Below are 23,509 nucleotides of genomic sequence, written 5' to 3'. Positions count from 1 at the left end.
CGTCGATCCCCTGCTCTTCGCCGCGATCAGGCGGCCCGCGCCGTGTGCATGCCCGTTTCGCCACCGCTCAGTTCGAAGCGCTGGATGAGCGAACTCAGCTGACGGATTTCCTCGGCGAGCTGGCGGGTGGCGGCGTTCGTCTCTTCCACCATGGCGGCGTTCTGCTGCGTCATGTGGTCGAGTTCGTTGACCGAGCCGTTCACCGAGTCGAGCGAAACCGTCTGCTCCTGGCTGGAGGTGGCGATCAGATCGACATGACCGGCGATATCGACGATCTGCGTGGCGATATCCATCAGCGCGTCGCCGGTCTGCGAGACATAATGGGTGCCCGTTGCGACCTCCGAGGAGGAATTGGTGATGAGGCCGCCGATTTCCTTGGCCGCCTGGGCCGAGCGCTGGGCGAGCTCACGCACTTCCTGGGCGACGACCGCAAAGCCCTTGCCGGCCTCGCCCGCACGGGCCGCCTCGACGCCGGCGTTCAGCGCCAGAAGGTTCGTCTGGAAGGCGATGGAATCGATGACGCCGACGATGCTGGCGATCTTGTCGGAGGCTTCGCGGATGCGGGCCATGGCCGAAACGGCATTCTGCACGACGCCGGAGGACGTATCGGCGCGACGCTTGGCGTCCTGCACGATACGACGGACCTCGCTGGCGCGGCCGGATGCGGTCTTGACGGTCGCCGAGATCTCGTCGACGGCGGCGGCGGTCTCTTCGAGCGCGGCGGCCTGCTGCTCGGTGCGTCGGGCGAGATCGGCCACGGCATCGGCCATCTGCTCGCCATTGTGATGGATGGCGCCGGAGATGTCGCGCACCTCCGAAAGCGTCTCGCGCAGGCCGGCGACGGACTGGTTGAAGTCGTGGCGCAGCCGGTCCAGATGGTCGGCAAAGCGCGTGTCGATGCTGAAGGTGAGATCACCGCGCGACAGGCGCGACAGGCCCATGGCCAGCGTTTCCACGGCAAATTCCACCTCGGAAAGGTTCTGCTGGCGCTCGCGTTCGTTGCGCTCGCGCTCGGCTTCGGCCTGTCGGCGCTCAAGGGCGGCCTGCTCCTCCATGGTGAGCTTGGCGAGCGCATTGCCCTTGAAGACGGAGAGGGCGCGGGCCATGTCGCCAATCTCGTCCGGACGGCTCTCGCCGGAGATCGTCGTGTCGAGCGCGCCTTCGGCCAGGCGGCGCATGGCGCTGGTGATCTGGCTGATCGGGCCCTTCAGCGTGATGACGAGGGCGGCACCGGCGGCCATGGCGATGAGAACGCCGAGCACCATCGCGCCGACGGAGATGGAGTTCGCCTGGCTTCGCTCGACGCCGGCGCTCTGCTTCTGGCTTTCGGCAAAGTCGGACAGATGCGTCCAGGCCCGGTCGATCACGGCCGCGGCGGCTTCGAATTCGGTATGGCGGCGCTTGCTGATGTCGAGCAGCGCGACGGCGCTCGCATCCATCGCCTTCAGGGCATCCTTGGCCTGCGACGGCAGGGCCGCGAACCCTTCATTATCCGGCACGATCGCGGCCAGGGCACCGATTTCCTGCCCGTAGAGGAACACGCTCTTCTGGGCCTGCTCGACAAGGTTTTGCGACGGATTCGCCTGCAGGTCGGCGAAGGCGACGCGGATCTGGTTGCCGTAATTGATGATGGCGCGCAGCTTGTTGCCCACCTTGTCGGCGAGCTCGACCTTGCTTTCCGAGGCGGTCAGATCGGTCACGCCCTTGCGCATCAGGTCGTCGCCGGCCACCTTGAGGGCAGCCGTTGCGCTGCCAATCCGGCCGAGGGCATTGACGAAATCCGGCAAGGCACCGGGATCGGTTCTGGTCTTCTCCGCCAGCGCGGCGGCTGCCGTGACAGCCTCCTTCATCTCGATGACGGCGGGAATCTTGGCGGAGGCCAGCGCCTTGTCCTTGGCGGTTGCCGTCTCCAGAAGGGCGGGCAGGTTTTCGCGGGCGACAGAGGCCTTGTCCGTGATCATCAGCGAGGCCGAGACCTTGTCGATCAGCGTATCGGCCGCCGTGGCAAGACCGCCGATCTGCACGGCGCCCCGCAGGCTGGTCTTTGCGGCCTTCTCGGCCTTCTTGGCGCCGGCCAGCAGGAAGAACACCTGCTTGGCGGCTTCGGCCTGGACATCGTCAAGCGACAGGGCGCGTTCCACCACCGATGCCGACAGCTTGTTCTGGTCGGTGTGCAAGGTCCAGAGGGCTGCGATATTGTCGTCGATCGTGGACGCTTCCTTCAGCGCTTCCTCGAGCTGGGAAACATCGGCTTCCGCGCGCAGCGTGTCGGTCATGGTCTTGAGCTCGCCGACACGCGTCGTCAGCGCGTCCTGGGCGGCCGTATGCGTCTCTGCGGAGGGATCGAGCAGGAAGCGCGTCATGGCCGAATACACGTCCTTGAACCCGCGCAGCGATTGCATGACGCTGTTGGAAATCTCCATGCGGCCCTGCAAAAGTCCGGACGCATAGAGCCCGGTCAGGCCAACGGCAGTGATGGAAATCACGAAAGGCGTTACGAGGACGAGGACCTTCGTCTGAATTCGCACCCGCGACATGAAGCGATCGATCATGCTTGTTCCCCCTGTCAGGCAGCCGACGGTCTTTGCAAACGAGATGGCGCCCGCACATCCCCAACATAGCCCACAAGCTAAGATGACCCGTTTAATTAAAACTTAAATTGAACTGCAACTTGTCAGAACCGCCACATATGACGCCCTGATGATCAAGCAGAGTTGTCCGCGGACAACGCACCGCGCCGTGCGGCTGGCGGGCAGCGCCCTTGTATCGGCACTGGCCATGCCTAAATTGGCTGCATCTTATCAATCGAGACGGAAGGTTGGCACGGCCGTGTCTGCGACCACATCCCCGGAGATCGAATGCGGCGTTGCCTCCGGACGGCTGGCAGCGCTTGCCGACCACGCCCATGCCGCCGGCTCCATCGATGTGGGAGAGATGATCCACGTCATGGGGCGCGAGGGCGTCGCCTTTGTGATCCTCGCGCTGGCGCTGCCGGCCCTGTGTCCGATTCCAGGTCCGTTCGGCATGGTGTTCGGCACCTGCCTTGCGCTCGTCTCCCTGCAGATGATCGTCGGTTGCGAGCGGATCTGGCTGCCCGACATCATTCGCCGCCGGCGCGTTTCGGCCGGCACCACCGCGCTTGTCGTCACCCACACCGCGCCGATGGTGCGGCGTGTCGAAGCCCTGCTGAAACCGAACCGGCTGCGCAGCCTGACGGGCCGGTGCGCCCACGCACTGCTCGGCATTCCCGTCTTCCTGCTGGCCGTTGCCGTGGCGCTGCCGATCCCCTTCGGCAATTTCCTGCCCGTGCTGGCGCTGACCGTCATCGCCATTTCGCTGATGGAGCGTGACGGCCTTGCCACGATTGTCGGCCTTGCCCTGACGGGGGTCGCGCTGGCCGTTTCGGTCGGCCTTGTCTATGGCACGGTGTTCGCCGCCGGCTGGGCGATCGGCGCCTGACGGCCGACGCGACGAATTTCCGCACCTGCGCCATCTTGCGCTCTTGAAAGCGCGCCGAAGCTGAGGCATGCACGCTCCCAGGGGAAATCGGGGACGACGGCGGTGCGCAAGCACGTGGCGAGATGGCAGTTTGGGGTGCGCATGCTGTGCGCGCTGGCGCTGCTGTGCGTCGGCTTTGCCCACCGCGTTCCCGTCGCCTCCGCCGCCCCCTCCCCTGCCTCGCTGCTCCGCGACCTGACCGACTACGTGTTGCCGGACGGCTCGATCGCCAGCCTGTGCGCGCCCTCGGGCGAAAAGGCCGGCGAGGGCAAGGGGCCGGTCTCGGGCATGGCGGGCTGCGAAGCCTGCCGCATCACCGGTTCGGTGCTGCTGCCCCTGCCGACGCAAACGCCTGGCATTTCCGCCGGTCGTCTCATCGAACGGCTCATTCCGCCCTATGAGAGCCCCGAAACGCGCCCCGTGCGCGGAGAAAACGCCCTCTCGCGGGCGCCCCCTGGCCTCCTGATCTGACACGTCCATCGACCGACCGACCGGCAGCCATGCGCGATTTCAGCGTGTTCTGACGGCGTGGCGGTCGCTCAATCCGTCTCTTCAGGAGTTTTCCATGAGCCTTGCTCAGACCGCACCCGCGCGCACGCCGTCGCGCACCTTCTACTTCGCCGCCTGGCGCTGGCATTTCTATGCCGGCCTTTATGTCGCTCCCTTCCTCGCCATGCTCGCCATCACCGGCCTCATCATGGTCTGGGCGAGCGTGCTCTATGGCCGAGACGGGGAAAAGACCTTTCCGATCACCCCCGCCGGCATGGAGCGCAGCGTGACGGAGCAGGCCGCCGCCGCCTTGAGCTTCGTCCCCGGCGGCGTTCTCAAGCAGTACATCGCCCCCCGCACGCCCGAAACGGCGGCGCTCTTTCGCGTCAATGTCGACGACAAGGCCATCATGGTCGCCGTCAATCCCTATTCCGGCGAGGCGCTCGGTGCCTGGCCGCGCCGGGATGGCTGGTATGACTTTGCCGAGACCATCCATGGCTCGCTGATGATCGGCACGATCGGCGACCGGTTGATCGAGATCGCCTGCGGCTTCGGCATCGTGCTGATCATCACCGGCCTTTATCTGTGGTGGCCGCGCGAGAAGAAGGCGGCCGGCAGCGTGGTGCTGCCGAATGTCAGCCTCAAGGGCCGGCTTTTGTGGAAGTCCTTCCATCAGGTCGTCGGCTTCTGGAGCGCCGGGCTGCTGCTGGTCTTCCTGCTCACGGGCCTGTCCTGGGCAGGGGTGTGGGGCGAAAAGTTCACGCAGGCCTGGAACACCTTTCCGATCGGCAAGTGGTACGACACGCCGCTGTCCGACGTGACCCATGCTGAGGCCCTCAATGACGGCGGCGCGAAGAACGTGCCCTGGACACTGGAGCAGACGCCGATGCCGGTCTCCGGTTCGGATGCCGGCACGCCGGGCCTTGCCGAGGGCGTTGCCCCGGATCTTGCATCGGTGGTTGCCTATGCGCGCAGCATCGGCTTCGACCAGCGCTTCCAGCTCAACATTCCCGTCAAGGAGACCGATGTCTGGTCGATTTCCCGCGACACGATGAGCTATGATTCCAGCAACCCGACCACCGACCGCATCGTCCATATCGACCGCTACACGGGCAAGATCCTCGCCGATATCGGCTATAAGGACTATTCGCCCGTCGCCAAGGCCATGGCCGTCGGCATCGCCTTCCACGAGGGCGAGATGGGAACGTGGAACCTCATACTGGTGACCGTCTTCTGTGTCGCCATCCTGTTCCTGTCGGTGAGCGGCCTCGTCATGTGGTGGAAGCGCCGGCCGGCCGGAGCGCTGCGCCTTGCCCCGCCGCCCATGCCGGAAAACGTGCCGATGTGGAAGGGCGCCATGCTGCTGATGCTCGTCGTCTCCATGGCTTTCCCGCTGACGGGCCTGACGCTGATGGCGGTGCTGGCACTCGACACGCTGGTGCTGGCCCGCGTCCCGGCGCTGCGCCACGCCTTCGGCTGATCAGGAAAGCCGCCTCCCCCATCTTCCGCGCCGTCATTCCTGGCGGCGCGGAAGATGCATGCGGTCAGGACGCACCCCATGGTCAAGCCGTCGCGGCATGATTATGCTGGTCCCCGAGGCCGGCAGGAGGACAAGGGTGCAGCAAAAGACGCGACGGGGCCTGACCGTGTTTGCGGTAACGATTGCCTTCGCCGTGCTGGCGGCCGGCATCAGCAGCCCCTTTCTGCGCCGCAGCTTTCTCGACGAGGCCTCGTCGCAGGCGGCAAGCACGCTCAGCCTTGCCGTCGCGGCGCTGAACGGCCATTTGCGGCGCTACGAAGCGCTGCCGGCGCTGATCGCCGACAAGGACGACATCCAGGACCTGCTGACCCGCCCGGACCAGAAGTCGTTCACGGCCAATGCCAATCACTATCTGAGGGCGATCAACACGCTCGTGAAGTCCTCGGACATCTACCTCCTGGACGACACGGGCGCGACGATCGCCGCCAGCAATTTCGATCAAACGGCCAGTTTCGTCGGGGAGAATTTCAGCTACCGGCCCTATTTCCACGAGGCGATCGCCGGGCGTGAAGCGCGTTTTTATGCGCTCGGCACCACCTCGGGCAAACGCGGCTATTACTTCTCCGCGCCGGTGCGCATCTTCGGCACGATCCGTGGCGTCATCGTCGTCAAGGTGGATGTGGACCAGATCGAGGCGAGCTGGCCGGAGGCGGAATCGCGCATCATCGTGACAGATCCCGAAGGCATCATCTTCATGAGCGGCAATCGCGACTGGCTCTATGCGAGCCTGAAGCCGCTGACGGAGGAGCGCCTCGCCCGCACGCGCGCCTCGCGGCGCTATTCGGATGCGGTGCTGCGCGAGTTGCCGATGACGGAAACGCGGTTCCGCGACCACGTCCTCGTCACCCTCAGCGGCAAGGATGGGGCGGCGCGGGAATATCTGGCGCTGGAAGAACATGTGCCCGATGCCGGCTGGACGGTGCATGTGCTGATGGACACGACGTCCGTCAACAGCCAGACCCGCACTGCGATGATCGTCATCGTGCTCTCGCTGCTGCTGGCCGGCTTCGGCCTCCTCGTGCTGATCCAGCGAAAGGTTCGCCGCGACGAGCAGCTGCAGATGGAAATCCGTGCCAAGGCCGAGCTCGAACGACGCGTCGAGGAGCGCACCTCAGACCTTGCCGATGTCAACCAGAAGCTCCGGGAGACCCAGGCCGATCTCATCCAGGCCGCCAAGCTCGCGGGCCTTGGCCAGATGTCGGCGGCACTCTCCCACGAGTTCAACCAGCCGCTGGCGGCAGTGCGCAATTATGCCGAAAGCGCCGCCTTGCTGATGGCGCGGGGCCGGACGGCCGAGGCCTCCGACAATGTCTCGCGCATCACCAAGCTTGTCGATCGCATGGCGTCGCTCGGCCAGCACCTGCGCAATTTCGCCCGCAAGCCGAACGAAAGGCTCGGGGCCGTGCCGCTGGCAAACGTTCTCACCGATACGCTCGAGATCGTCGCGCCGCGCCTCAATGCCGCCGGCGCGCGCCTCGAAATCGATCTTGGCGATCCCGCACCCGTGGTGCTGGCCGGTCCCGTGCGCCTCCAGCAGGTGCTCGTCAACATCATCACCAATGCCGCCGATGCGGTGGAGGGACGCGAGGTCAGGGTGATCGAGCTTGCGGCGCGCGAGACGGGGGACAGCGTGATCATCACCCTGCGCGACCATGGCGAGGGCGTGCCGCCGGCAATCGCGGCCCGCATCTTCGACCCCTTCTTCACCACCAAGGGTGTCGGCAAGGGGCTGGGCCTCGGCCTCTCCATCTCCTACAATATCGTCAAGGATTTCGGCGGGGAGCTGTCCGTCTCCAACCATGAGGAGGGCGGCGCGATGTTCCAGATCACGCTGGCCGCCGCCCAGCAACGAATGGAAGCCGCCCAGTGAACAGCCCGCGCGTTCTGCTCATCGACGACGAGGAAGAGCTGCGCCGGTCGACCGCCCAGGCGCTGGAACTTGCCGATTTCACGGTCGAGGCCCTGGCAAGCGCCGAGGATGCGCTGACCCGCGTCACCTTCGGCTTCAACGGCGTCGTCATCAGCGACATCCGCATGCAGGGCATGGACGGCATGACGCTGATGCAGCGCATTCGCGAGATCGACCACGAGATCCCCGTCATTCTCGTCACCGGCCATGGCGACGTGCAGCTGGCGGTGAAGGCCATGCGCGAGGGCGCCTACGACTTCATCGAAAAGCCCTTCTCGCTGCAAACGCTGGCCGGCGTCGTCGGCCGGGCGCTGGACCGGCGCGCGCTGGTGGTGGAAAACCGGCGCCTGAGAGCCGTCGCCGGCAAGGCTGACGATCTGGAAACGCGCATGCCGGGCCGCACGCCCGTGATGGTGGACCTGCGCTATCGTCTGCGGGCCATCGGCGCGACGGAGGCCGATACGCTCGTGATCGGCGAGACCGGGGTCGGCAAGGAAGTGGCGGCGCGGGCGCTGCATGATCTGTCCAGCCGCGCCGGCAAGCCGTTTTTGGCCATCAACTGCGCGGCCCTGCCGGAATCCCTCATCGAGAGCGAGCTTTTCGGCCATGAGGTCGGCGCCTTTCCCGGCGCGCTGAGGGCCCGGCACGGCAAGTTCGAGCACGGCCGCGGCGGCACGATCCTGCTCGACGAGATCGGCTCCATGCCGCTCGACCTGCAAGCCAAGTTCCTGCGCGTGCTGCAGGAGCGCACCATCACGCGGCTCGGCTCCAACGAAACCATGCCGCTCGACGTGCGCTTCGTGGCGACCAGCAAGGTGGATCTCGAAGGGGAAGTCGCCGCCGGCCGCTTCCGCGCCGACCTCTTCTACCGGCTGAACGTCGCGACCCTGCGCGTGCCGTCCCTTGCCGAGCGACGGGCCGACATTCCCCTCCTCTTCCTGCATCTGGTGCGCGAGGCAGCGGCCCGCTACGGGCGGGAAGACCCCGATGTGCCGCCGGCGGTGCTGGCGCAGACGGGCGAAGCCGACTGGCCGGGCAATGTGCGCGAGCTGCGCAACGCCGCCGACCGCTTCGTGCTCGGCATCGGCCAGGCAGAGCCGGCCCGCGCCGGCGGAGCTGACGAGGCCGCCGAGACACCGCTCGCCGACCGTGTCGCAGCCTATGAACGGCGCATCATCGCCAGCACGATCGCCGCCCATGGCGGGGCGCTGAAACCGGTCTACGAAAGCCTCGGCATCTCCCGCAAGACCCTTTACGAGAAGATGCAGAAATACGGTCTCGACAAGCAGGACGCCCGTCTGGCCGACTGACGGGGCCCAGATGGGTGGAAATCCACCCATGCGCCGGCGGCTTTGTTACCCTCTCCACCCATCGGGGACCCGGCGTTCAGAGAAAATTGAGACGAGCGGCAGGTTGACCGTTGTATCGCGAACCAGCCTGACGACAATCCATCTCCAGCGATCGGCACTGAGGAGTGCGCCGGATCCGCTCTCAACTGGTGGAGGAACCCCATGTCATTTTTCAAGACGCTCGCTGTCGCGGGCGCGATGGCTGCTACCCTTTTTTCCGGCGCGGCCTATGCCGAATATCCGGAGCGCAACATCACGATGGTCGTGCCCTTCTCGGCCGGCGGCCCGACGGATACCGTGGCGCGTCTCGTGGCTGAATCCATGTCGAAGGACCTCGGCCAGCAGATCATCGTCGAAAACGTCGGCGGCGCCGGCGGCACGCTGGGCGCAGGCCGCGTCGCCAGTTCCGATCCGGACGGCTACACCGTCCTGCTGCACCATATCGGCATGGCCACCAGCGCCACGCTCTACCGCAAGCTCGCCTACGATCCGTTGAACGCCTTCGACTATGTCGGCCTCGTCACCGAGGTGCCGATGACGATCGTTGCCCGCAAGGATCTCGAGCCGACCGACCTCAAGGGCCTGATCGACTACGTCAAGGCCAACAAGGACACGATCACCGTCGCCAATGCCGGCATCGGCGCTGCCTCGCACCTGTGCGGCATGCTGTTCATGAGCGCCATCGAGACCCCGCTCGTCACCGTTCCCTACAAGGGCACGGGTCCGGCCATGACCGACCTTCTCGGCGGCCAGGTCGACATCATGTGCGACCAGACCACCAACACGACCAAGCAGATCCAGGGCGGCACCATCAAGGCCTACGCCGTGACCTCGCCCGCGCGCCTGGAGATCTTCCCGGACATCCCGACGGCCGTCGAAGGTGGTCTGCCGGGCTTCGAAGTCGGGATCTGGCATGGCGTCTACACGCCGAAGGGCACGCCGGAAGCGGTCAACACCAAGCTCTCCGCCTCGCTACAGAAGGCCCTGAAGGACCCGAACGTGATGGCCCGCTTTGCCGAACTCGGCACCGCGCCATCGTCGGAAGCCGACGCAACACCGGCGGCGCTGAAGGCCAAGCTCGAAGGCGAAATCGCCCGCTGGAAGCCGATCATCGACGCAGCCGGCACCTACGCCGACTGATCGCGCTTTCGCTTTTCCCTGAAAGGCGAAAGGCGGGCGCTGTGCAACGAGGACGCAGCGCCCGCCGACTTCCTCGCTCGTCGGGGATGGTGCCGGACGCCATTGCCCGGCACCTTTGACGAACCTCAAGACCATTCATGCCCGTGCCTGTCGTCTCCGGTTCCGATCGCCGGCGGCAAGAGCCGGGTCGTGGCCCGCCGCCGCCGCAGCCGATGCGCCGGACGGCCTGACCTCCGGGGGAAACCATGTCACCATCTCGTTATGACCGGACCGACCTGCTCTGTGGAGCCCTCTTCATCGGTCTCGGCCTGTTCTTCGCCGTCCAGTCACTCGCGCTGGACCTCGGCACCGCCTTCCGCATGGGCCCGGGCTATTTTCCGTTCGTGCTCGCCATCCTGCTGATGATCTTCGGCCTCATCATCCTCGTCGGCTCCTTCGGCAAGGAAGAACAGCCGATGGGCATGCTCGCCTGGCGCGGCATCTTCTTCATCCTGCCGGCACCGATCTTCTTCGGCCTGACGGTGCGCGGTCTCGGCTTCGTGCCATCGCTCTTCATCACCGCCTTCATCGCCGCCTTCGCCTCCGGAAAGATGAAGCCGCTCGGCGCGCTCGGTCTTGCCGCGGCCATCACCGTCTTCTCGGTGGCCGTCTTCAGCTATGCGCTCGGGCTTCCCTTCGAGCGTTTCGGCCCCTGGGTCCGGTTCTAAGGAGGCCGCCATGGAACTTTTCAACAATCTCGCCCTCGGCTTCATGACAGCCGGCTCGCCGGCCAACCTGATGTTCTGTCTGATCGGCGCGCTGCTCGGCACGCTGATCGGCGTTTTGCCCGGCATCGGCGCCACCGCGACCATCGCCATGCTGCTGCCGATCACCTTCCAGCTGGAGCCGGTCTCCTCGCTGATCATGCTCGCCGGCATCTATTATGGCGCGCAGTATGGCGGCTCGACCACCGCCATCCTCATCAACATGCCCGGCGAATCCTCCTCCGCCGTCACCGCCATCGACGGATACCAGATGGCCCGCAAGGGCCGGGCCGGCGCGGCGCTCGCCATTGCCGCCATCGGTTCCTTCTTCGCCGGTTCGGTCTCGACGCTGCTCGTCGCCATCTTCGCACCGCCGCTGACGGCCGTCGCGCTGCAATTCGGCGCGGCCGAATATTTCTCGCTGATGGTGGTCGGCCTCGTCTCGTCCATCGCCCTGGCCCACGGCTCGGTGATCAAGGCACTGGCCATGGTCTCGCTCGGCCTGCTGCTCGGCCTCGTCGGCACCGACATCTATACCGGCACGCCGCGCTTCACGATGGGCATCACGGAATATGCCGATGGTCTCAACTTCGTGGCGCTCGCCGTCGGTGTCTTTGGTATCGCCGAGATCCTGCGCAACCTCGAAGGCGACTTCAACCGCACCGTCCTCATGAAGAAGGTCACCGGCCTCCTGCCGACGAAGGACGATTTCCGCCAGATGGTGGGACCGGTCCTGCGCGGCACCGGCATCGGCTCGGCGCTCGGCATCCTGCCCGGCGGCGGCGCCATCCTCGCCTCCTTCGCCTCCTATACGGTGGAGAAGAAGATCTCCAAGACGCCCGAGGAATTCGGCAAGGGCGCGATTGCTGGCGTTGCCGGCCCGGAATCGGCCAACAATGCCGGTGCCCAGACCTCGTTCATCCCGCTTCTGACCCTCGGCATTCCGGCCAACCCGGTGATGGCGCTGATGATCGGCGCGATGATCATCCAGGGCATCGTGCCCGGCCCGAATGTCGCCACCGAGCAGCCGGCTCTCTTCTGGGGCATTATCGCCTCCATGTGGATCGGCAACCTGATGCTGGTCGTGCTGAACCTGCCGCTGATCGGCATGTGGGTGAAGCTTCTGACGGTGCCTTATTACGTGCTGTTCCCGACGATCATGGCCTTCTGCGCCATCGGCGTCTACAGCGTGAACGGCAACCCCTACGACCTCTATGCGGTCGCCGGCTTCGGCCTTGCAGGTTACCTGCTCTCCAAGCTGCGCTGCGAGCCGGCCCCTCTCCTGCTCGGCTTCGTACTGGGGCCGCTGCTGGAGGAAAATCTGCGGCGCGCCATGATCCTGTCGCGTGGCGATCCGAGCACCTTCGTCACCCGGCCGATCAGCGCCACCCTGCTGCTCATCGCGCTTGGAGTCCTGATCGTGGTTTTCCTGCCAAGCGTGAAGGCAAAGCGCGAGACGGTCTTCCAGGAAGAAGGCTGATCAACAGCCCGTCTCCTCCCTTCTCCTCCTCAAGGCCCCGAAGCCCACGCTTCGGGGCCCTTTTTGTCTCGCAACGCCAGAGGCGCGGGAGAGAGGAGAACGGCGCCAAACGCCGGACATGCAAAAGCGTCCGACAGCACCTTGGACGGCACGGCGGACGGTTCGGGTATCAGTGACAAGCTCGGGGAGAGAAGAGGAAGCCCGGCTGGGAGGAGGAGTGCCGGGCTTCCCGATTGTGACCACGGACTGGGAGGAGGAGGAGGTCCGTAGTCGAGAGAACCGGGTCATTGGGAGGAGGAGGAGACCCGGTTTCTGATGATGGTTATAGCCGCCATTTGCCCGCTCGACCAATGTCTATTGTGCAAAGCAGCAATGCGTGGGCATGCAGGGCGACAACCCCGGCAGCACAGGACGCGATGACGCGCAGGCAATGCGTGCGCGCCTGACTGCAACACTCTGACAGGATTGGAAAAATGGGACGTTCTTTGCCGCGAAAAGTCGGCGCGGCACCAAATCGGGCGTACGCACTACCAGAAGCGCCCGTGCCCTATGGCTAGCCCACAAACTGCCAAGAATGTGTAAACGGGCCGGACAATTGTTGCGCACCGCAAACCACCGGCGGACCCTGATCCGCCGGCGGTCGATCGATGGTTGGCCGGAAAGCCTCAGCCCGCCGCCATGCCGGTGAGCTTGACGATCAGCAGCCCGCTCGCCGCGAGGATCGAGAGGAAGCCGCAAGCCCCCAGCACGTTCTGCCACAACCCATTGCGCAGGGCGCCCATCTCGCGGCGATTGGCCATGGCCAGCATGAGGGCGGCGAGGAACGGAGCGACGAGGACCGTCATCGCCTGGGCGAAGATGATCAGTTGGACACGCGAGCCGGGCGCCACGGCGACGATGAAGGCGCCGAAGGCCAGAACGCAGCCGACAAGAAGCTTGGTCTTCAGCGAATCGAAGGCGCCGCCCCAGCCAAGGCCATCCGACAGAAGCGTGCCGCCGGCCGTCGCATTGGCGAGCATGGAAGAGAAGGCCGCACCGAAGAAGCCGAGGACAAAGAGCTTCGTGCCGACGGACCCGGCCAGCGGCTCGAACACGTTGGCAAGCTGCACCAGCGTCTGCACCCGCTCGCCGGTATGGCCGAGAACGGCAGCGGCGACCATGATGACGAGGCAGGTCATGATACCCGGCGCGATGATGCCCGGCAGCGTGTCGGTGATCGTCGCATCCCGGTACTGAGAGGGCTTGATGCCCTTGGCGCGGGTGGCATAGCTCGTGAAGAAGGCGGCGTTGATGGAGAAATTGGTGCCGACGAGCGCGATGATCAGCAGCTGCGCATTCGGCGGAAACGTCGGCACGAGGCCGGCCGCGCTCGCTGCCCAATCCGGACGGGCAAGGAACGCGCTGCAGATGAAGCCGATGGCCATCATGGCGACGAGCACGATCAGGATGCGTTCGACCACGCTGTATAGATTGCGCATCAGCAGGATGAAGCCGACCGCGAGGCTGCAGGCCAGCGTCCACAGGAGGGCTGAACCGCCAAACAGCATGGAGAGTGCAAGACCGGATCCCGCGGCATTGCCGACCGAGAAGCACAGGGTGATGAAGAAAACGCTGACGCCGGCGAGAATGCCCACGGGCTTGCCGAGCGACGCCTTGATCGTCTCGATCATCGAGCCGGGCGCGATAATGCCCACCCGGACGCTCATGTCGGTGAAGGTGATCATCAGGACGGTCGACAGGACGATCACCCAGATCAAGGCGTAGCCATAGGCGCTGCCCGCTTCGACGGCGGATGTCAGATTGCCGGGGCCGAACTGCCAGGCGCCCGCCACAAAGGCAGGGCCGATCAGGGCAAATCGCTGGGCCCAGCCGATGGCGGGCACGCGCTGGCCCGCATCCATGGCGACGGGGCTTATGGGTTGCAATACCGATTCATGTTGCTCACGCACGGGCGTGTCCTCCTCCTCTTGCGCGCGCACCCTTCGTCCTCCGGAATGGTACGGCGGCGTCACGTTAGCCTGGCAGGGGATTGCCGCGTCTCGCGCCGATCCCCTGTCAGAAGCGAGCCGAGTAGCCCCGAGCCTCCTCACGGCTGCGGGGCCACCCTATCATTCTGCGGCGAGCAGCGCGCTGGCCCGGCTGATGCCGGCCGCTTCGAAGGCGGCGAAGATTTCGGCTTCCGCCTTTTCGCCGAGGTTCTTCAGCGGCTCACGGATCGTGGCGTGATCCAGGAGGCCGCGATGCACGAGGCCGAGCTTGAGGGCAACCGTGCCTTCCATGTGCGAGCCGCGGTGGTAGACGGCGCGGGTAATTGGCAGCAGCCGCTCGAAGACCTCACGGGCACGGGGATAATCCTGCGCCTTGCCGGCGGCGATGAGATCGAGAAGAAGCTCGGGGGCAATGTTGCCGTAGCCCACCAGGAGGCCATCGACGTCGAACATGGTCGGCAGCAGCCACTCGTCATGGCAGCTCAGAACCTGAAGGTTCGGGTTGGCCTTCTTGAGTTCCGGGATCTCGACATACCAGCGCTTCATGTTGCGCACGCCGTTCTTGGTGGCGACGACACCGTCCTGGGTGGCGATAGCCAGCTGCGTGTCGAGATCGTAGCTCGCCTTGGTGGCGTCGGGGTACTGGAAGAGAATGCACTGCAGGCCGGATTCCTGCCAGATCGCCTTGTAGCGATCCTGCGGTGCGCCCTTCTGGTAGCCGAAGCGCAGCCAGCCGTGGTTCGGATAGACCAGCGCGCCGGTGGCACCGGCAGCCTTGCACTTGCGAGCTTCCTCGGCGGCAACCTTGGTGCCTTCGCCCGTGATGCCGGCAATGATCGGGATCGCGCCGTCGACGGCCTCGACATAGGTGTGGATGAGCTTGAGGCGCTCTTCTTCCGTCAGGAACGTGCCCTCCCCGGCATGTCCCAGAATGACAAGGCTCTTTACGCCCTCCATGCCGGCCAGCCACTTCGCGAGGCGGGCATTGGCGGCATAGTCGACTTCGCCGTCGCGGGTAAAGGCGGTGACGGGGGCGGGGCTCAGACCTCTCAGATCCATCGGTTGCATCGGATATCTCCTCCATGGCTGCGGCTGATTCCCTGTGGGATCAGCTTTGGGATCGGTAGCGGGAACGTTCCCACTATCGTTTCGGAGATCCTGGGATTCAACCCCCTTTTTGATCGTCACGATTTGTTGCATGGTCCGCACGACATGAAGGACCGCATGACATGAGCGATATCGACAGCAAACCGGATGACGTCGGCCGGCAGGGCCGAGTCACCATCATCGACGTTGCACTGGCAGCGGGCGTCTCGAAATCCACCGTTTCGCGCATTCTCGACGAGCGCCTGCCGCGCTCGGACAATGAGACGGCCCGCCGGGTCCGTCAGATCGCCGAAAGGATGGGCTATGTGCGCGATGTCTCGGCCGCCAGCCTGCGGCGCGGCAATACGCTGACCATCGGCGTCATCGTGCCCCGCTTGACCGATACGGTCATGGCGATGCTCTACGAGGCGCTCGCCACGGCCTGCAGCCGCAACGGGCGCTTTGCGATCGTCGCCACCACGGACGACCGGCCGGAAGCGGACCGGCTGGCGGCCGAATCGCTTCTGAAGCGCGGCGTCGATGGTCTGGTGCTGTCGACGGCGCGCGACGGGGACGATTTTCCCGATGAACTCGTGGCCCGCGGCATTCCCTTCGTGCTGGCCCTGCGCACCGACGGACGCAACCTGTCGGCCATCGGCGACGACCGGCTGGGGGGATACCTTGCCGCACGGCACCTGCTGGATCTTGGCCACCGCCGGATTGGCGTCATTGCCGGCCCTGCCTACGCCTCCAGCAGCCGCCGGCGTGTCGAAGGCTGTCGGCAAGCGCTGGCGGAAGCCGGCCTTGGGCTTGACCCGGCCATGGTCATCCCGTCGAGTTTCGGTATCGATGCCGGCGCGCATGCTGCCGAACAGCTGATGCGCCGCGACGAACCGCCGACCGCCATCTTTGCGGTGAACGACAACACGGCCATCGGCGCCCTCTCCTGCCTGTCGCGTCTGGGGCTTTCCGTTCCCGAAGCCGTCTCCGTGGTCGGCTACAATGACATCCCGATCGTCAGCCACCTGCCGACGCCCCTGACGAGCGTGCGCGTGCCTTTCGAGCAGATCGCCTCCCAGGCACTGGATCTCCTGACCCATGGGGCGACGTCGGGCGAGGACCGCATCCGCATGAGCGCCCCGACCCTCATCCCCCGGCAATCGACGGCGCGCGCAGCGGACAAGTCGTGAGCCAATCGGCCGAGGCTGGCGCTTCCGCAGGAAAGTCAAACCTGTTTTGTTGCGCCGATGCGCCATTTTCTATCCCGGACGCGGCGCGGCTGGCTGTTCAGGCCTGCTGTTCTCCTCTATCGTCCCTGACGAGGGATTAAATCGTTTAAGTTTGAAATAGTGGTCATATTGGGCTGCCGGCGGCCTTGCCATTTGTGGACGATGCGATAACGGGGGATTGTCGGGGCTGGAACTGCCAGGGGGATGGCTCGCAGACCGCAGGAAAAGATGCCGGGGGGAGCCGGCACGGGGAGGATGTTCCGGATGGCTTGCATCGGTGCAGGGCTTTCGCCTGCTGACCCGCGCCTGTGTCCGGTGCGCTGTCCCGAGCGGCAGAGGCTTTCCCGCGCGCACAGCACCATGCACAGCCGCTCCGGAAACGGATCGCCAGAACATCATCGCAGGAATGGAGGTTTCATATGAAGATCGGAACACCGAAGGAGCTCTATCCGGGTGAGGCGCGCGTCGCCATGACGCCGGACAGCGCGCTGCAACTGCAAAAGCTCGGCCACAGCTGCCTGATCGAGGCGGGCGCAGGCAAGGCAGCCGGGTTTTCCGACGATGCCTATCGCGCCGCCGGTGTCAGCGTGGTCGAAACCGCCGAGGCGCTCTATGCGGGCTCCGACATCATCGCCAAGGTGCGCCCGCCGGAGACGGCCGAGGTCGCCCGCCTTGCAGCTGGCAAGACGCTGATTTCCTTCTTCTACCCCGCCCAGAACAAGGGGCTTCTGGAGCAGGCGAAGGAGACCGGCGCCAGCGTGATCGCCATGGACATGGTGCCGCGCATCTCCCGCGCCCAGAAGATGGACGCGCTCTCCTCCATGGCCAATATCGCCGGCTACCGCGCCGTCATCGAGGCCGGCAACAATTTCGGCCGCTTCTTCACCGGGCAGGTGACCGCCGCCGGCAAGGTGCCGCCGGCCAAGGTGCTGGTCATCGGCGCGGGCGTTGCGGGTCTTGCCGCGATCGGCACCGCCACCTCGCTCGGCGCCATCACCTATGCCTTCGACGTGCGCCCGGAAGTCGCCGAACAGATCGAGAGCATGGGCGCCGAATTCGTCTTCCTCGATTTCGACGGCCCGGCCCAGGACGGCGCAGCGACCGGCGGCTATGCCGCCCCCTCCTCCCCCGAATTCCGGGAAAAGCAGCTCGCCAAGTTCCGTGAGCTGGCGCCTCAGATCGATATCGTCATCACCACCGCCCTCATTCCCGGCCGCGATGCGCCGAAGCTCTGGCTCGCCGACATGGTGGCGATGATGAAGCCCGGCTCCGTCATCATCGACCTCGCCGCCGAGCGCGGCGGCAATTGCGACCTGACGGTTCCCGACCAGCGCGTCGTGTCCGACAGCGGCGTCATCGTCATCGGCTATACCGATTTCCCGAGCCGCATGGCCGCGCAGGCCTCGACGCTCTATTCCACCAACATCCGCCACATGATGAGCGACCTCACGCCGGCCAAGGACGGCGCTGTCGTCCACAACATGGAAGACGACGTGATCCGCGGCGCGACCGTGACGCATGAGGGCGCCATCACCTTCCCGCCGCCGCCGCCGAAGATCCAGGCGATCGCGGCCGCCAAGCCGAAGGAGAAGGTGAAGGAACTGACGCCGGAGGAAAAGCGGGCCCGCGAGATCGCCGCCTTCAAGGCGCAGACCCGCAGCCAGGTGATGATGCTCGCCGGCGGCGGCGCGCTGATCCTCCTCGCCGGCCTCTATGCGCCGGCCAGCTTCATGAGCCATTTCATCGTCTTCGTGCTCTCCTGCTTCATCGGCTTCCAGGTCATCTGGAATGTCAGCCATTCGCTGCACACGCCGCTGATGGCCATCACCAATGCCATCTCCTCCATCATCATCCTCGGGGCCCTGATGCAGATCGGCTCCGGCAACTGGCTGGTGATCATCCTTGCCGCCCTCTCCGTGCTGATGGCAGGCATCAACATCGTCGGCGGTTTCATGGTGACGCGGCGCATGCTCGCCATGTTCCAGAAGTCCTGAGCCGGGGGAGTAGACCTATGGAATACGGATTCACCACAGCGGCCTATGTGGTCTCGGCCGTTCTCTTCATCCTCTCGCTCGGCGGCCTCTCCGGCCAGGAAAGCGCCAAGCGCGCCGTCTGGTACGGCATCGTCGGCATGGCGCTCGCCGTAGCCGCGACCCTCTACGGGCCCGGTGCCGGCAACTGGGGCGTCTCGCTCGCCATGATCGTCATCGGCGGCGCGATCGGCTGGGTCGTCGCCCAGCGCGTGCAGATGACGGAAATGCCTCAGCTCGTTGCCGCCATGCATTCCCTCGTCGGCCTTGCCGCCGTCTTCATCGGCTTCAATGCCGAAATCGAGATGTGGCGCATCGCCTCGACGCTGTCGGGTGCGGGCATCGCGGGCTGCGATCCCCTGATGAGCGCCATTGACTGCGCGGCCACCCTCGGCCAGCCGAACCTCTTCGCCGACTTCCACGGCTTTGCGCTGAAGGTCGCGCAGAAGACCCTGCCGGAACTCTCGGTGCTGAAGATCGAGGTCTTCCTCGGCGTCTTCATCGGCGCCGTCACCTTCACCGGCTCGGTCGTCGCCTATGGCAAGCTGGCCGGCAAGATCGACGGCAAGGCGACGAAGCTGCCCGGCGGCCACCTCTTGAACGCCGGCGCCGCCATCGGCTCGCTGCTGCTGCTCGTGCTTTATTTCAATGGCGCCGGCAGCTGGACGCTGATCCTGATGACGCTGCTGGCGCTCTTCATCGGCTATCACCTGATCATGGGCATCGGTGGTGCCGACATGCCGGTCGTGGTCTCCATGCTGAACAGCTATTCCGGCTGGGCGGCGGCGGCCATCGGTTTCTCGCTGTCGAACGATCTCCTGATCGTCACCGGCGCGCTGGTCGGCTCCTCCGGCGCCATCCTCTCCTACATCATGTGCAAGGCGATGAACCGCTCCTTCGTCTCCGTCATTCTCGGCGGTTTCGGCGGCACCACGGGTCCGGCGATGGAAATCACCGGCGAGCAGGTGGCGATCGATACCGACGGCGTGGCATCGGCCCTGAAGGAAGCCGACAGCGTGATCATCGTGCCCGGCTACGGCATGGCGGTGGCGCAGGCTCAAGCTGCGGTGTCCGAACTGACGCGCAAGCTGCGCGCCGCCGGCAAGACCGTCCGCTTCGCCATCCACCCCGTCGCGGGGCGCCTGCCCGGCCACATGAACGTGCTGCTCGCCGAAGCCAAGGTGCCCTACGACATCGTGCTGGAAATGGACGAGATCAACGAGGACTTCCCGGAAACGGATGTCGTCATCGTCATCGGCTCCAACGACATCGTCAACCCGGCCGCCCAGGACGACCCGAACTCGCCCATCGCCGGCATGCCGGTGCTTGAGGTGTGGAAGGCCAAGCTCGTCATCGTCTCCAAGCGCGGCCAGGGCACCGGCTATTCCGGCATCGAGAACCCGCTGTTCTTCAAGGAGAACACCCGCATGTTCTATGGCGATGCCAAGAAGTCCGTCAGCGAGCTGCTGCCGCTGATCGACTGATACGGCCGCATCCGGACCGCGCAGACCGAACAGGGCCCCGGCGATCCCAAGAGATCCCCGGGGCTTTTTGTTGACGACCACTTACCCTTTCGCCCTCCCCGCCCCGGTCGATCCTTGAACGTTCAAGTTTGCTTGGGTAAGAGATCGCCATGCGGTGACCAGCCGGGCTTTGGATCGGTGGCTGCGGCCCGCCGGAACGAGCACGGGCCGGGCCAGATGAAGGGAAATGAAGTGCCGGGATTCGACCTCGAGGCCGTCGTCCACGATACGCAGGAAGGCAAGAAGCCCGAGCTTCGGCTGTGGCTGCGGCTGCTGTCCACCACCAAGCTCATGTCCCAGGAAATCCGCCGGCGCCTGCGCCGCGAATTCGGCGCGACGCTTCCGCAATTCGACCTGCTCTCGCAGCTCTACCGCGAAAAGGATGGCCTGAGGCTCGGCGAACTCTCCAAGCGCACCATGGTCACCAATGGCAACGTCACCGGCCTTGTCGAGCGCCTGGAGGCGGACGGGCTGGTGAGGCGCGAGCGCCTGCCGGAGGATCGCCGCGTTATCGTCGCCTGGCTGACGGAAAAGGGACGCACCACCTTCGAGGCCATGGCCGAGGCGCACGAGAACTGGCTGAAGGAGATGATGGTTGATGTCGACCCCATCGTCATCGCCGGCCTTCTGACCCATGTCGGACTCGTCAAGCAATCCACCCGCAACCACCTCTCGGGCGACGAGAGCGACGAGGACTAACGGCAGGCAGGCGGGGGCCCTCCCCTGCCGCGTGGCACGGCCTGCGCGGAGGCTTATGGTTAACCGGGGGTTAACGGGGGGCTTTGGAACGGCCGCCTCGGTCGTCGGTTCGAGGCCCAAGATGACGGGACAAAGGGAGAGCCGGCTGTCATAGACGGGCCACGAGATCCTCGCAGCGTCCGCGATCGGGGAGCCCCGCCACCCCACACGCCGTCATCCTCGGCCACCGAGCCGAGGATCCACAGCCAAGGGCGCAGGGGGCGGCATGGATCCTCGGGTCAAGCCCGAGGATGACGGAGAAGGTGAGGGCTGCAACGGCGACGCCGAAACTGTGCGGCATCCACGATCGACCGCCCCCGTCACGCCCCGCCCTTCTCCTTGCGAAACGCCGTGTACAGCTCCGGCAGGCGGTCGGCGAGGAAATCGCCGAAATCGGTGGCGTCGCGGGCCTTGAGCGCCAGGGTGAAGCGGCGGCCGTCGGAGGTGATGTCGGCGGCAACGCCCTTGTCGTCGGCGGCCCAGCTGCGGCTTTTGACGGCGGGTTTTACCCTCGACGGCTTGCTGGAGGCCTTCAGAACCGTCATCAGCCGGTTGAAGCGCTCGTCGCTCGAAAGCGCCGTCATCTCGGCGCCTGAAAGCACCGCCCTCGCCTCCTCCAGCCGCGCCGGCTTTTCGAGCAACTGTTTCATCTCGTACCAGCGGTCACGGCCGATGCCCTTGGCAGCGCCGATCGCCTCCAGCACGTCGCCGGGAATGGCGGTGACGGAGAGCATCTTGGAGAGCGTGCTGCGATCCACCGCCAGCGCCGTCATCACCACGCGGTTGTCATTGTCATAGGCAAGGCGCGCGACCCGCTCGGCAAAGACGGCGCGCTCGATGAAGGAGAGATTGGCGCGGGCCGAATTTTCCTGCCCCTGGGCGATCACATGGGCGCGGTCATCCATCTGCTTGATGACGGCACGCACCTTGCGCTCCAGCCGCGCGGCGGCGCGCACACGGCGATGGCCGAAGACCACCATGTAGCGGCCGGGCTTCGACGGATGCGGGCGCAGCAGCACGGGACTGTCCTGGCCGCGCTCGCGGATCGCCTCCACCAGCGCCTCGAACTCGGCATCGTCATCCGCCATGCGGTCGCGCACGAAGGAGACGTCGATGTCGGCGGGGGCGATCTCCACCACCGTCTCGCCTTCCAGCAGCTTGTCGGCCTGGGAGGCCATCTCGTTGATGGAACTGAGGATCGACTTCGAGGCGCCCTTGATCGTATAGTCGAGCGCCACGCGGCCCTCCTCGGCCGGCTTGTCGTCCATCACGTTGGCAAAGGGGTTCTTGCGCGCCATGCCGCGTTTCCTCTCCGTCTAATTCCTTGAAATCTCTTCCGAAATAACCCGTTTTTACGGCCGTCAACACCGCACGTCCGTCAAAGCCGTCCCCAGACCCGGTGAATGAGCCCCTGAATCTCGAAATTCACCGCATCCATGCATTCGATGGCGCGGTCATAGGTTTCGCGCGTGAAGGCGGCGCGGTCAACCTCGTAGAGCGTCTGCTTGGTGAGGCCCGCATCGGAAATCGCCGTGGTCTTCAGCATCGGGCTTTTCAGGATCTCTTCGGCGAACATCGACTGCATGAAACCGAGCATCTGCACCTGCGGCACATCCTGCGGCTCGTAGCGGGTGATGAGATAGCGCAGCCAGTCCATGCGCACATCGGCGCCGGCCTGCTTGATGGTGCGGGTGATGTTGCCGAGCATCAGCAGGAATTGCGACATGGACATGAGGTCGAGCATCTGCGGATGCACGGTGATGAGAACCGAGGTCGCCGCCGTCAGCGCCGTCAGGGTGAGGTAGCCGAGCTGCGGCGGGCAATCGACCACCACCACATCGTAGCGCTCGTCCAGCTCCGCCAGCGCCTTGCCGAAGCGGGTGAAGAAGCGCCGCCCCTCGCCGCCGCCCTGCATGGCGAGCGGCGTGTCATACTCGTATTCCTGCAGCTCGAGATTGGCCGGGATAATGTCGAGGCCTGGAAAATTGGTGGGCATGACGATATCGGCGATCGCCTTGCGCTGCTCGTCGTAGCGGATCGCATCGTAGAGCGAGGGATTTCGATCGAGCTCCGGCTGGAAACCGTGCAGGGCCGAGAGCGAGGCCTGCGGGTCGAGATCGACGGCGAGCACGCGGTGGCCGGTCAGCGCCAGATGCTGGGCGAGGTGGGCCGTGGTCGTCGTCTTGCCGCTGCCGCCCTTGAAATTGACGACGGCGATCACCTGCAGCTTGTCGCCGGGCTTGCGGTGCGGCACGTATTTCTTCGCCTCCGCCTTGCCGGTGCGATCGAGGAAGAGGCGCAGTTCCTGCATCTGCTCGGCCGTGTAGAAGCGCCGCCCGCCCGACGCCGTCGTCGGCACCGGGCCCTTGCCCTCCAGATGCAGGCGCTTGAGATTGTTGGGGCTGACGCCGAGGTAATGGGCGACTTCCGCCATGGAAAACTGCCTGAGCGTCTTGCGCGCATTCGGCGGAAACTTTTCAAGACGCAACTGGTCGAGCTTGCGGGAAATCTCCGCACCCTGGTTCAGGATCTTGTCGTCGAATTCGAAGGCGGGCAGGGCGGGAAAGTGCTGCATGGTGTCTCACCGGGTTCTGGCGGCAATTTCGGCCACGGGGCCGATCTGCCGCTATTATGGTGTGATTTGCGGGAATCGCACAAGTCTTAGGGTCAAAACCCGATCAGGATAGGTGTTCTGCAAGGTCAATTTTGCGTCTGGGTAGGAGGGAAGGTGCAGGAAATGCGCATCATTTTCAAACCTTTCCGACGT

Annotated in this window: 17 protein-coding genes; 12 read left to right on the top strand and 5 right to left on the bottom strand. The window is 65.3% G+C overall.

Annotated elements, in window-relative coordinates; genetic code table 11:
• Window positions 1-26: 26 nt before the first annotated feature.
• Window positions 27-2,552 (bottom strand): HAMP domain-containing methyl-accepting chemotaxis protein, encoded by a 2,526-nt coding sequence (locus F3H41_RS17675; RefSeq protein ID WP_149740007.1) that lies wholly within the window; start codon window positions 2,550-2,552, stop codon window positions 27-29.
• A 277-nt stretch (window positions 2,553-2,829) separates the two neighbouring features.
• On the opposite strand from F3H41_RS17675, the gene F3H41_RS17670 reads away from it, so the two are divergent.
• The 8 genes from F3H41_RS17670 (at window position 2,830) to F3H41_RS17635 (ending at window position 12,148) form a co-directional block, all read left to right on the top strand.
• Window positions 2,830-3,459 (top strand): exopolysaccharide biosynthesis protein, encoded by a 630-nt coding sequence (locus tag F3H41_RS17670; protein ID WP_244616259.1) that lies wholly within the window; start codon window positions 2,830-2,832, stop codon window positions 3,457-3,459.
• A 102-nt stretch (window positions 3,460-3,561) separates the two neighbouring features.
• Entirely contained in the window at window positions 3,562-3,969 is a 408-nt protein-coding gene (locus tag F3H41_RS17665) for a DUF2946 domain-containing protein (protein ID WP_149740005.1), read from the top strand.
• A gap of 94 nt (window positions 3,970-4,063) precedes the next feature.
• Complete coding sequence (locus F3H41_RS17660; protein ID WP_149740004.1) at window positions 4,064-5,467, top strand: PepSY domain-containing protein; 1,404 nt, start codon at window positions 4,064-4,066, stop codon at window positions 5,465-5,467.
• 193 nt (window positions 5,468-5,660) lie between these two features.
• Window positions 5,661-7,397: an ATP-binding protein gene (locus F3H41_RS17655; protein ID WP_244616267.1), complete on the top strand. Its 1,737-nt coding sequence runs from the start codon at window positions 5,661-5,663 to the stop codon at window positions 7,395-7,397.
• A complete protein-coding gene (locus F3H41_RS17650; protein WP_149740002.1) occupies window positions 7,394-8,746 on the top strand; it encodes a sigma-54 dependent transcriptional regulator in 1,353 nt (450 codons plus the stop codon). The genes F3H41_RS17655 and F3H41_RS17650 overlap by 4 nt, the downstream gene beginning before the upstream one ends.
• Before the next feature lie 201 nt (window positions 8,747-8,947).
• Window positions 8,948-9,925, top strand: a complete 978-nt coding sequence (locus tag F3H41_RS17645; RefSeq protein ID WP_149740001.1) for a tripartite tricarboxylate transporter substrate-binding protein — start codon at window positions 8,948-8,950, stop codon at window positions 9,923-9,925.
• 245 nt (window positions 9,926-10,170) lie between these two features.
• Window positions 10,171-10,632: a tripartite tricarboxylate transporter TctB family protein gene (locus F3H41_RS17640; protein WP_149740000.1), complete on the top strand. Its 462-nt coding sequence runs from the start codon at window positions 10,171-10,173 to the stop codon at window positions 10,630-10,632.
• A 10-nt stretch (window positions 10,633-10,642) separates the two neighbouring features.
• Entirely contained in the window at window positions 10,643-12,148 is a 1,506-nt protein-coding gene (locus F3H41_RS17635; protein WP_149739999.1) for a tripartite tricarboxylate transporter permease, read from the top strand.
• A gap of 665 nt (window positions 12,149-12,813) precedes the next feature.
• Here F3H41_RS17635 and F3H41_RS17630 read toward each other — a convergent pair.
• Together F3H41_RS17630 and F3H41_RS17625 are read right to left on the bottom strand one after the other, a co-directional pair.
• Window positions 12,814-14,097 carry an Nramp family divalent metal transporter gene (locus F3H41_RS17630; RefSeq protein WP_210246673.1) on the bottom strand — a complete coding sequence of 428 codons (1,284 nt, stop codon included), beginning with the start codon at window positions 14,095-14,097 and terminating at the stop codon, window positions 12,814-12,816.
• A gap of 159 nt (window positions 14,098-14,256) precedes the next feature.
• Window positions 14,257-15,204 carry a dihydrodipicolinate synthase family protein gene (locus tag F3H41_RS17625; RefSeq protein WP_188129518.1) on the bottom strand — a complete coding sequence of 316 codons (948 nt, stop codon included), beginning with the start codon at window positions 15,202-15,204 and terminating at the stop codon, window positions 14,257-14,259.
• Between the two features lie 170 nt (window positions 15,205-15,374).
• On the opposite strand from F3H41_RS17625, the gene F3H41_RS17620 reads away from it, so the two are divergent.
• The 4 genes from F3H41_RS17620 to F3H41_RS17605 all read left to right on the top strand — a co-directional run bounded on the left by F3H41_RS17620 (window position 15,375) and on the right by F3H41_RS17605 (window position 20,703).
• Window positions 15,375-16,412, top strand: a complete 1,038-nt coding sequence (locus tag F3H41_RS17620) for a LacI family DNA-binding transcriptional regulator (protein WP_149740109.1) — start codon at window positions 15,375-15,377, stop codon at window positions 16,410-16,412.
• A 458-nt stretch (window positions 16,413-16,870) separates the two neighbouring features.
• Window positions 16,871-18,445, top strand: coding sequence for a Re/Si-specific NAD(P)(+) transhydrogenase subunit alpha (locus F3H41_RS17615; RefSeq protein WP_149739998.1), 1,575 nt, complete (start codon window positions 16,871-16,873; stop codon window positions 18,443-18,445).
• 17 nt (window positions 18,446-18,462) lie between these two features.
• Window positions 18,463-19,965 carry an NAD(P)(+) transhydrogenase (Re/Si-specific) subunit beta gene (locus F3H41_RS17610; protein ID WP_149739997.1) on the top strand — a complete coding sequence of 501 codons (1,503 nt, stop codon included), beginning with the start codon at window positions 18,463-18,465 and terminating at the stop codon, window positions 19,963-19,965.
• 231 nt (window positions 19,966-20,196) lie between these two features.
• Complete coding sequence (locus tag F3H41_RS17605) at window positions 20,197-20,703, top strand: MarR family transcriptional regulator (protein WP_244616258.1); 507 nt, start codon at window positions 20,197-20,199, stop codon at window positions 20,701-20,703.
• Between the two features lie 359 nt (window positions 20,704-21,062).
• Here F3H41_RS17605 and repB read toward each other — a convergent pair whose 3' ends face one another.
• Together repB and repA are read right to left on the bottom strand one after the other, a co-directional pair.
• Complete coding sequence (gene repB, locus F3H41_RS17600; RefSeq protein ID WP_149739995.1) at window positions 21,063-22,040, bottom strand: plasmid partitioning protein RepB; 978 nt, start codon at window positions 22,038-22,040, stop codon at window positions 21,063-21,065.
• Window positions 22,041-22,120: 80 nt separating this feature from the next.
• Window positions 22,121-23,317, bottom strand: coding sequence for a plasmid partitioning protein RepA (gene repA, locus F3H41_RS17595; RefSeq protein ID WP_149739994.1), 1,197 nt, complete (start codon window positions 23,315-23,317; stop codon window positions 22,121-22,123).
• Window positions 23,318-23,509 lie beyond the last annotated feature (192 nt).

Origin of the sequence: Rhizobium sp. RU20A, assembly GCF_900155885.1 — a bacterium.
Lineage (GTDB): Bacteria > Pseudomonadota > Alphaproteobacteria > Rhizobiales > Rhizobiaceae > RU20A.
Note: the sequence above shows the minus strand (reverse complement) of the source record. Positions and strands in the feature narration are given on the sequence as shown.

What these genes read in the sequence shown, in the direction of transcription:
- F3H41_RS17675 (WP_149740007.1), bottom strand. Translation starts at nt 2,552, where the DNA reads ATGATCGATCGCTTCATGTCGCGGGTGCGAATTCAGACGAAGGTCCTC.
- F3H41_RS17660 (WP_149740004.1), top strand. Translation starts at nt 4,064, where the DNA reads ATGAGCCTTGCTCAGACCGCACCCGCGCGCACGCCGTCGCGCACCTTC.
- F3H41_RS17645 (WP_149740001.1), top strand. Translation starts at nt 8,948, where the DNA reads ATGTCATTTTTCAAGACGCTCGCTGTCGCGGGCGCGATGGCTGCTACC.
- F3H41_RS17640 (WP_149740000.1), top strand. Translation starts at nt 10,171, where the DNA reads ATGTCACCATCTCGTTATGACCGGACCGACCTGCTCTGTGGAGCCCTC.
- F3H41_RS17635 (WP_149739999.1), top strand. Translation starts at nt 10,643, where the DNA reads ATGGAACTTTTCAACAATCTCGCCCTCGGCTTCATGACAGCCGGCTCG.
- F3H41_RS17625 (WP_188129518.1), bottom strand. Translation starts at nt 15,204, where the DNA reads ATGCAACCGATGGATCTGAGAGGTCTGAGCCCCGCCCCCGTCACCGCC.
- F3H41_RS17615 (WP_149739998.1), top strand. Translation starts at nt 16,871, where the DNA reads ATGAAGATCGGAACACCGAAGGAGCTCTATCCGGGTGAGGCGCGCGTC.
- F3H41_RS17610 (WP_149739997.1), top strand. Translation starts at nt 18,463, where the DNA reads ATGGAATACGGATTCACCACAGCGGCCTATGTGGTCTCGGCCGTTCTC.
- repB (WP_149739995.1), bottom strand. Translation starts at nt 22,040, where the DNA reads ATGGCGCGCAAGAACCCCTTTGCCAACGTGATGGACGACAAGCCGGCC.
- repA (WP_149739994.1), bottom strand. Translation starts at nt 23,317, where the DNA reads ATGCAGCACTTTCCCGCCCTGCCCGCCTTCGAATTCGACGACAAGATC.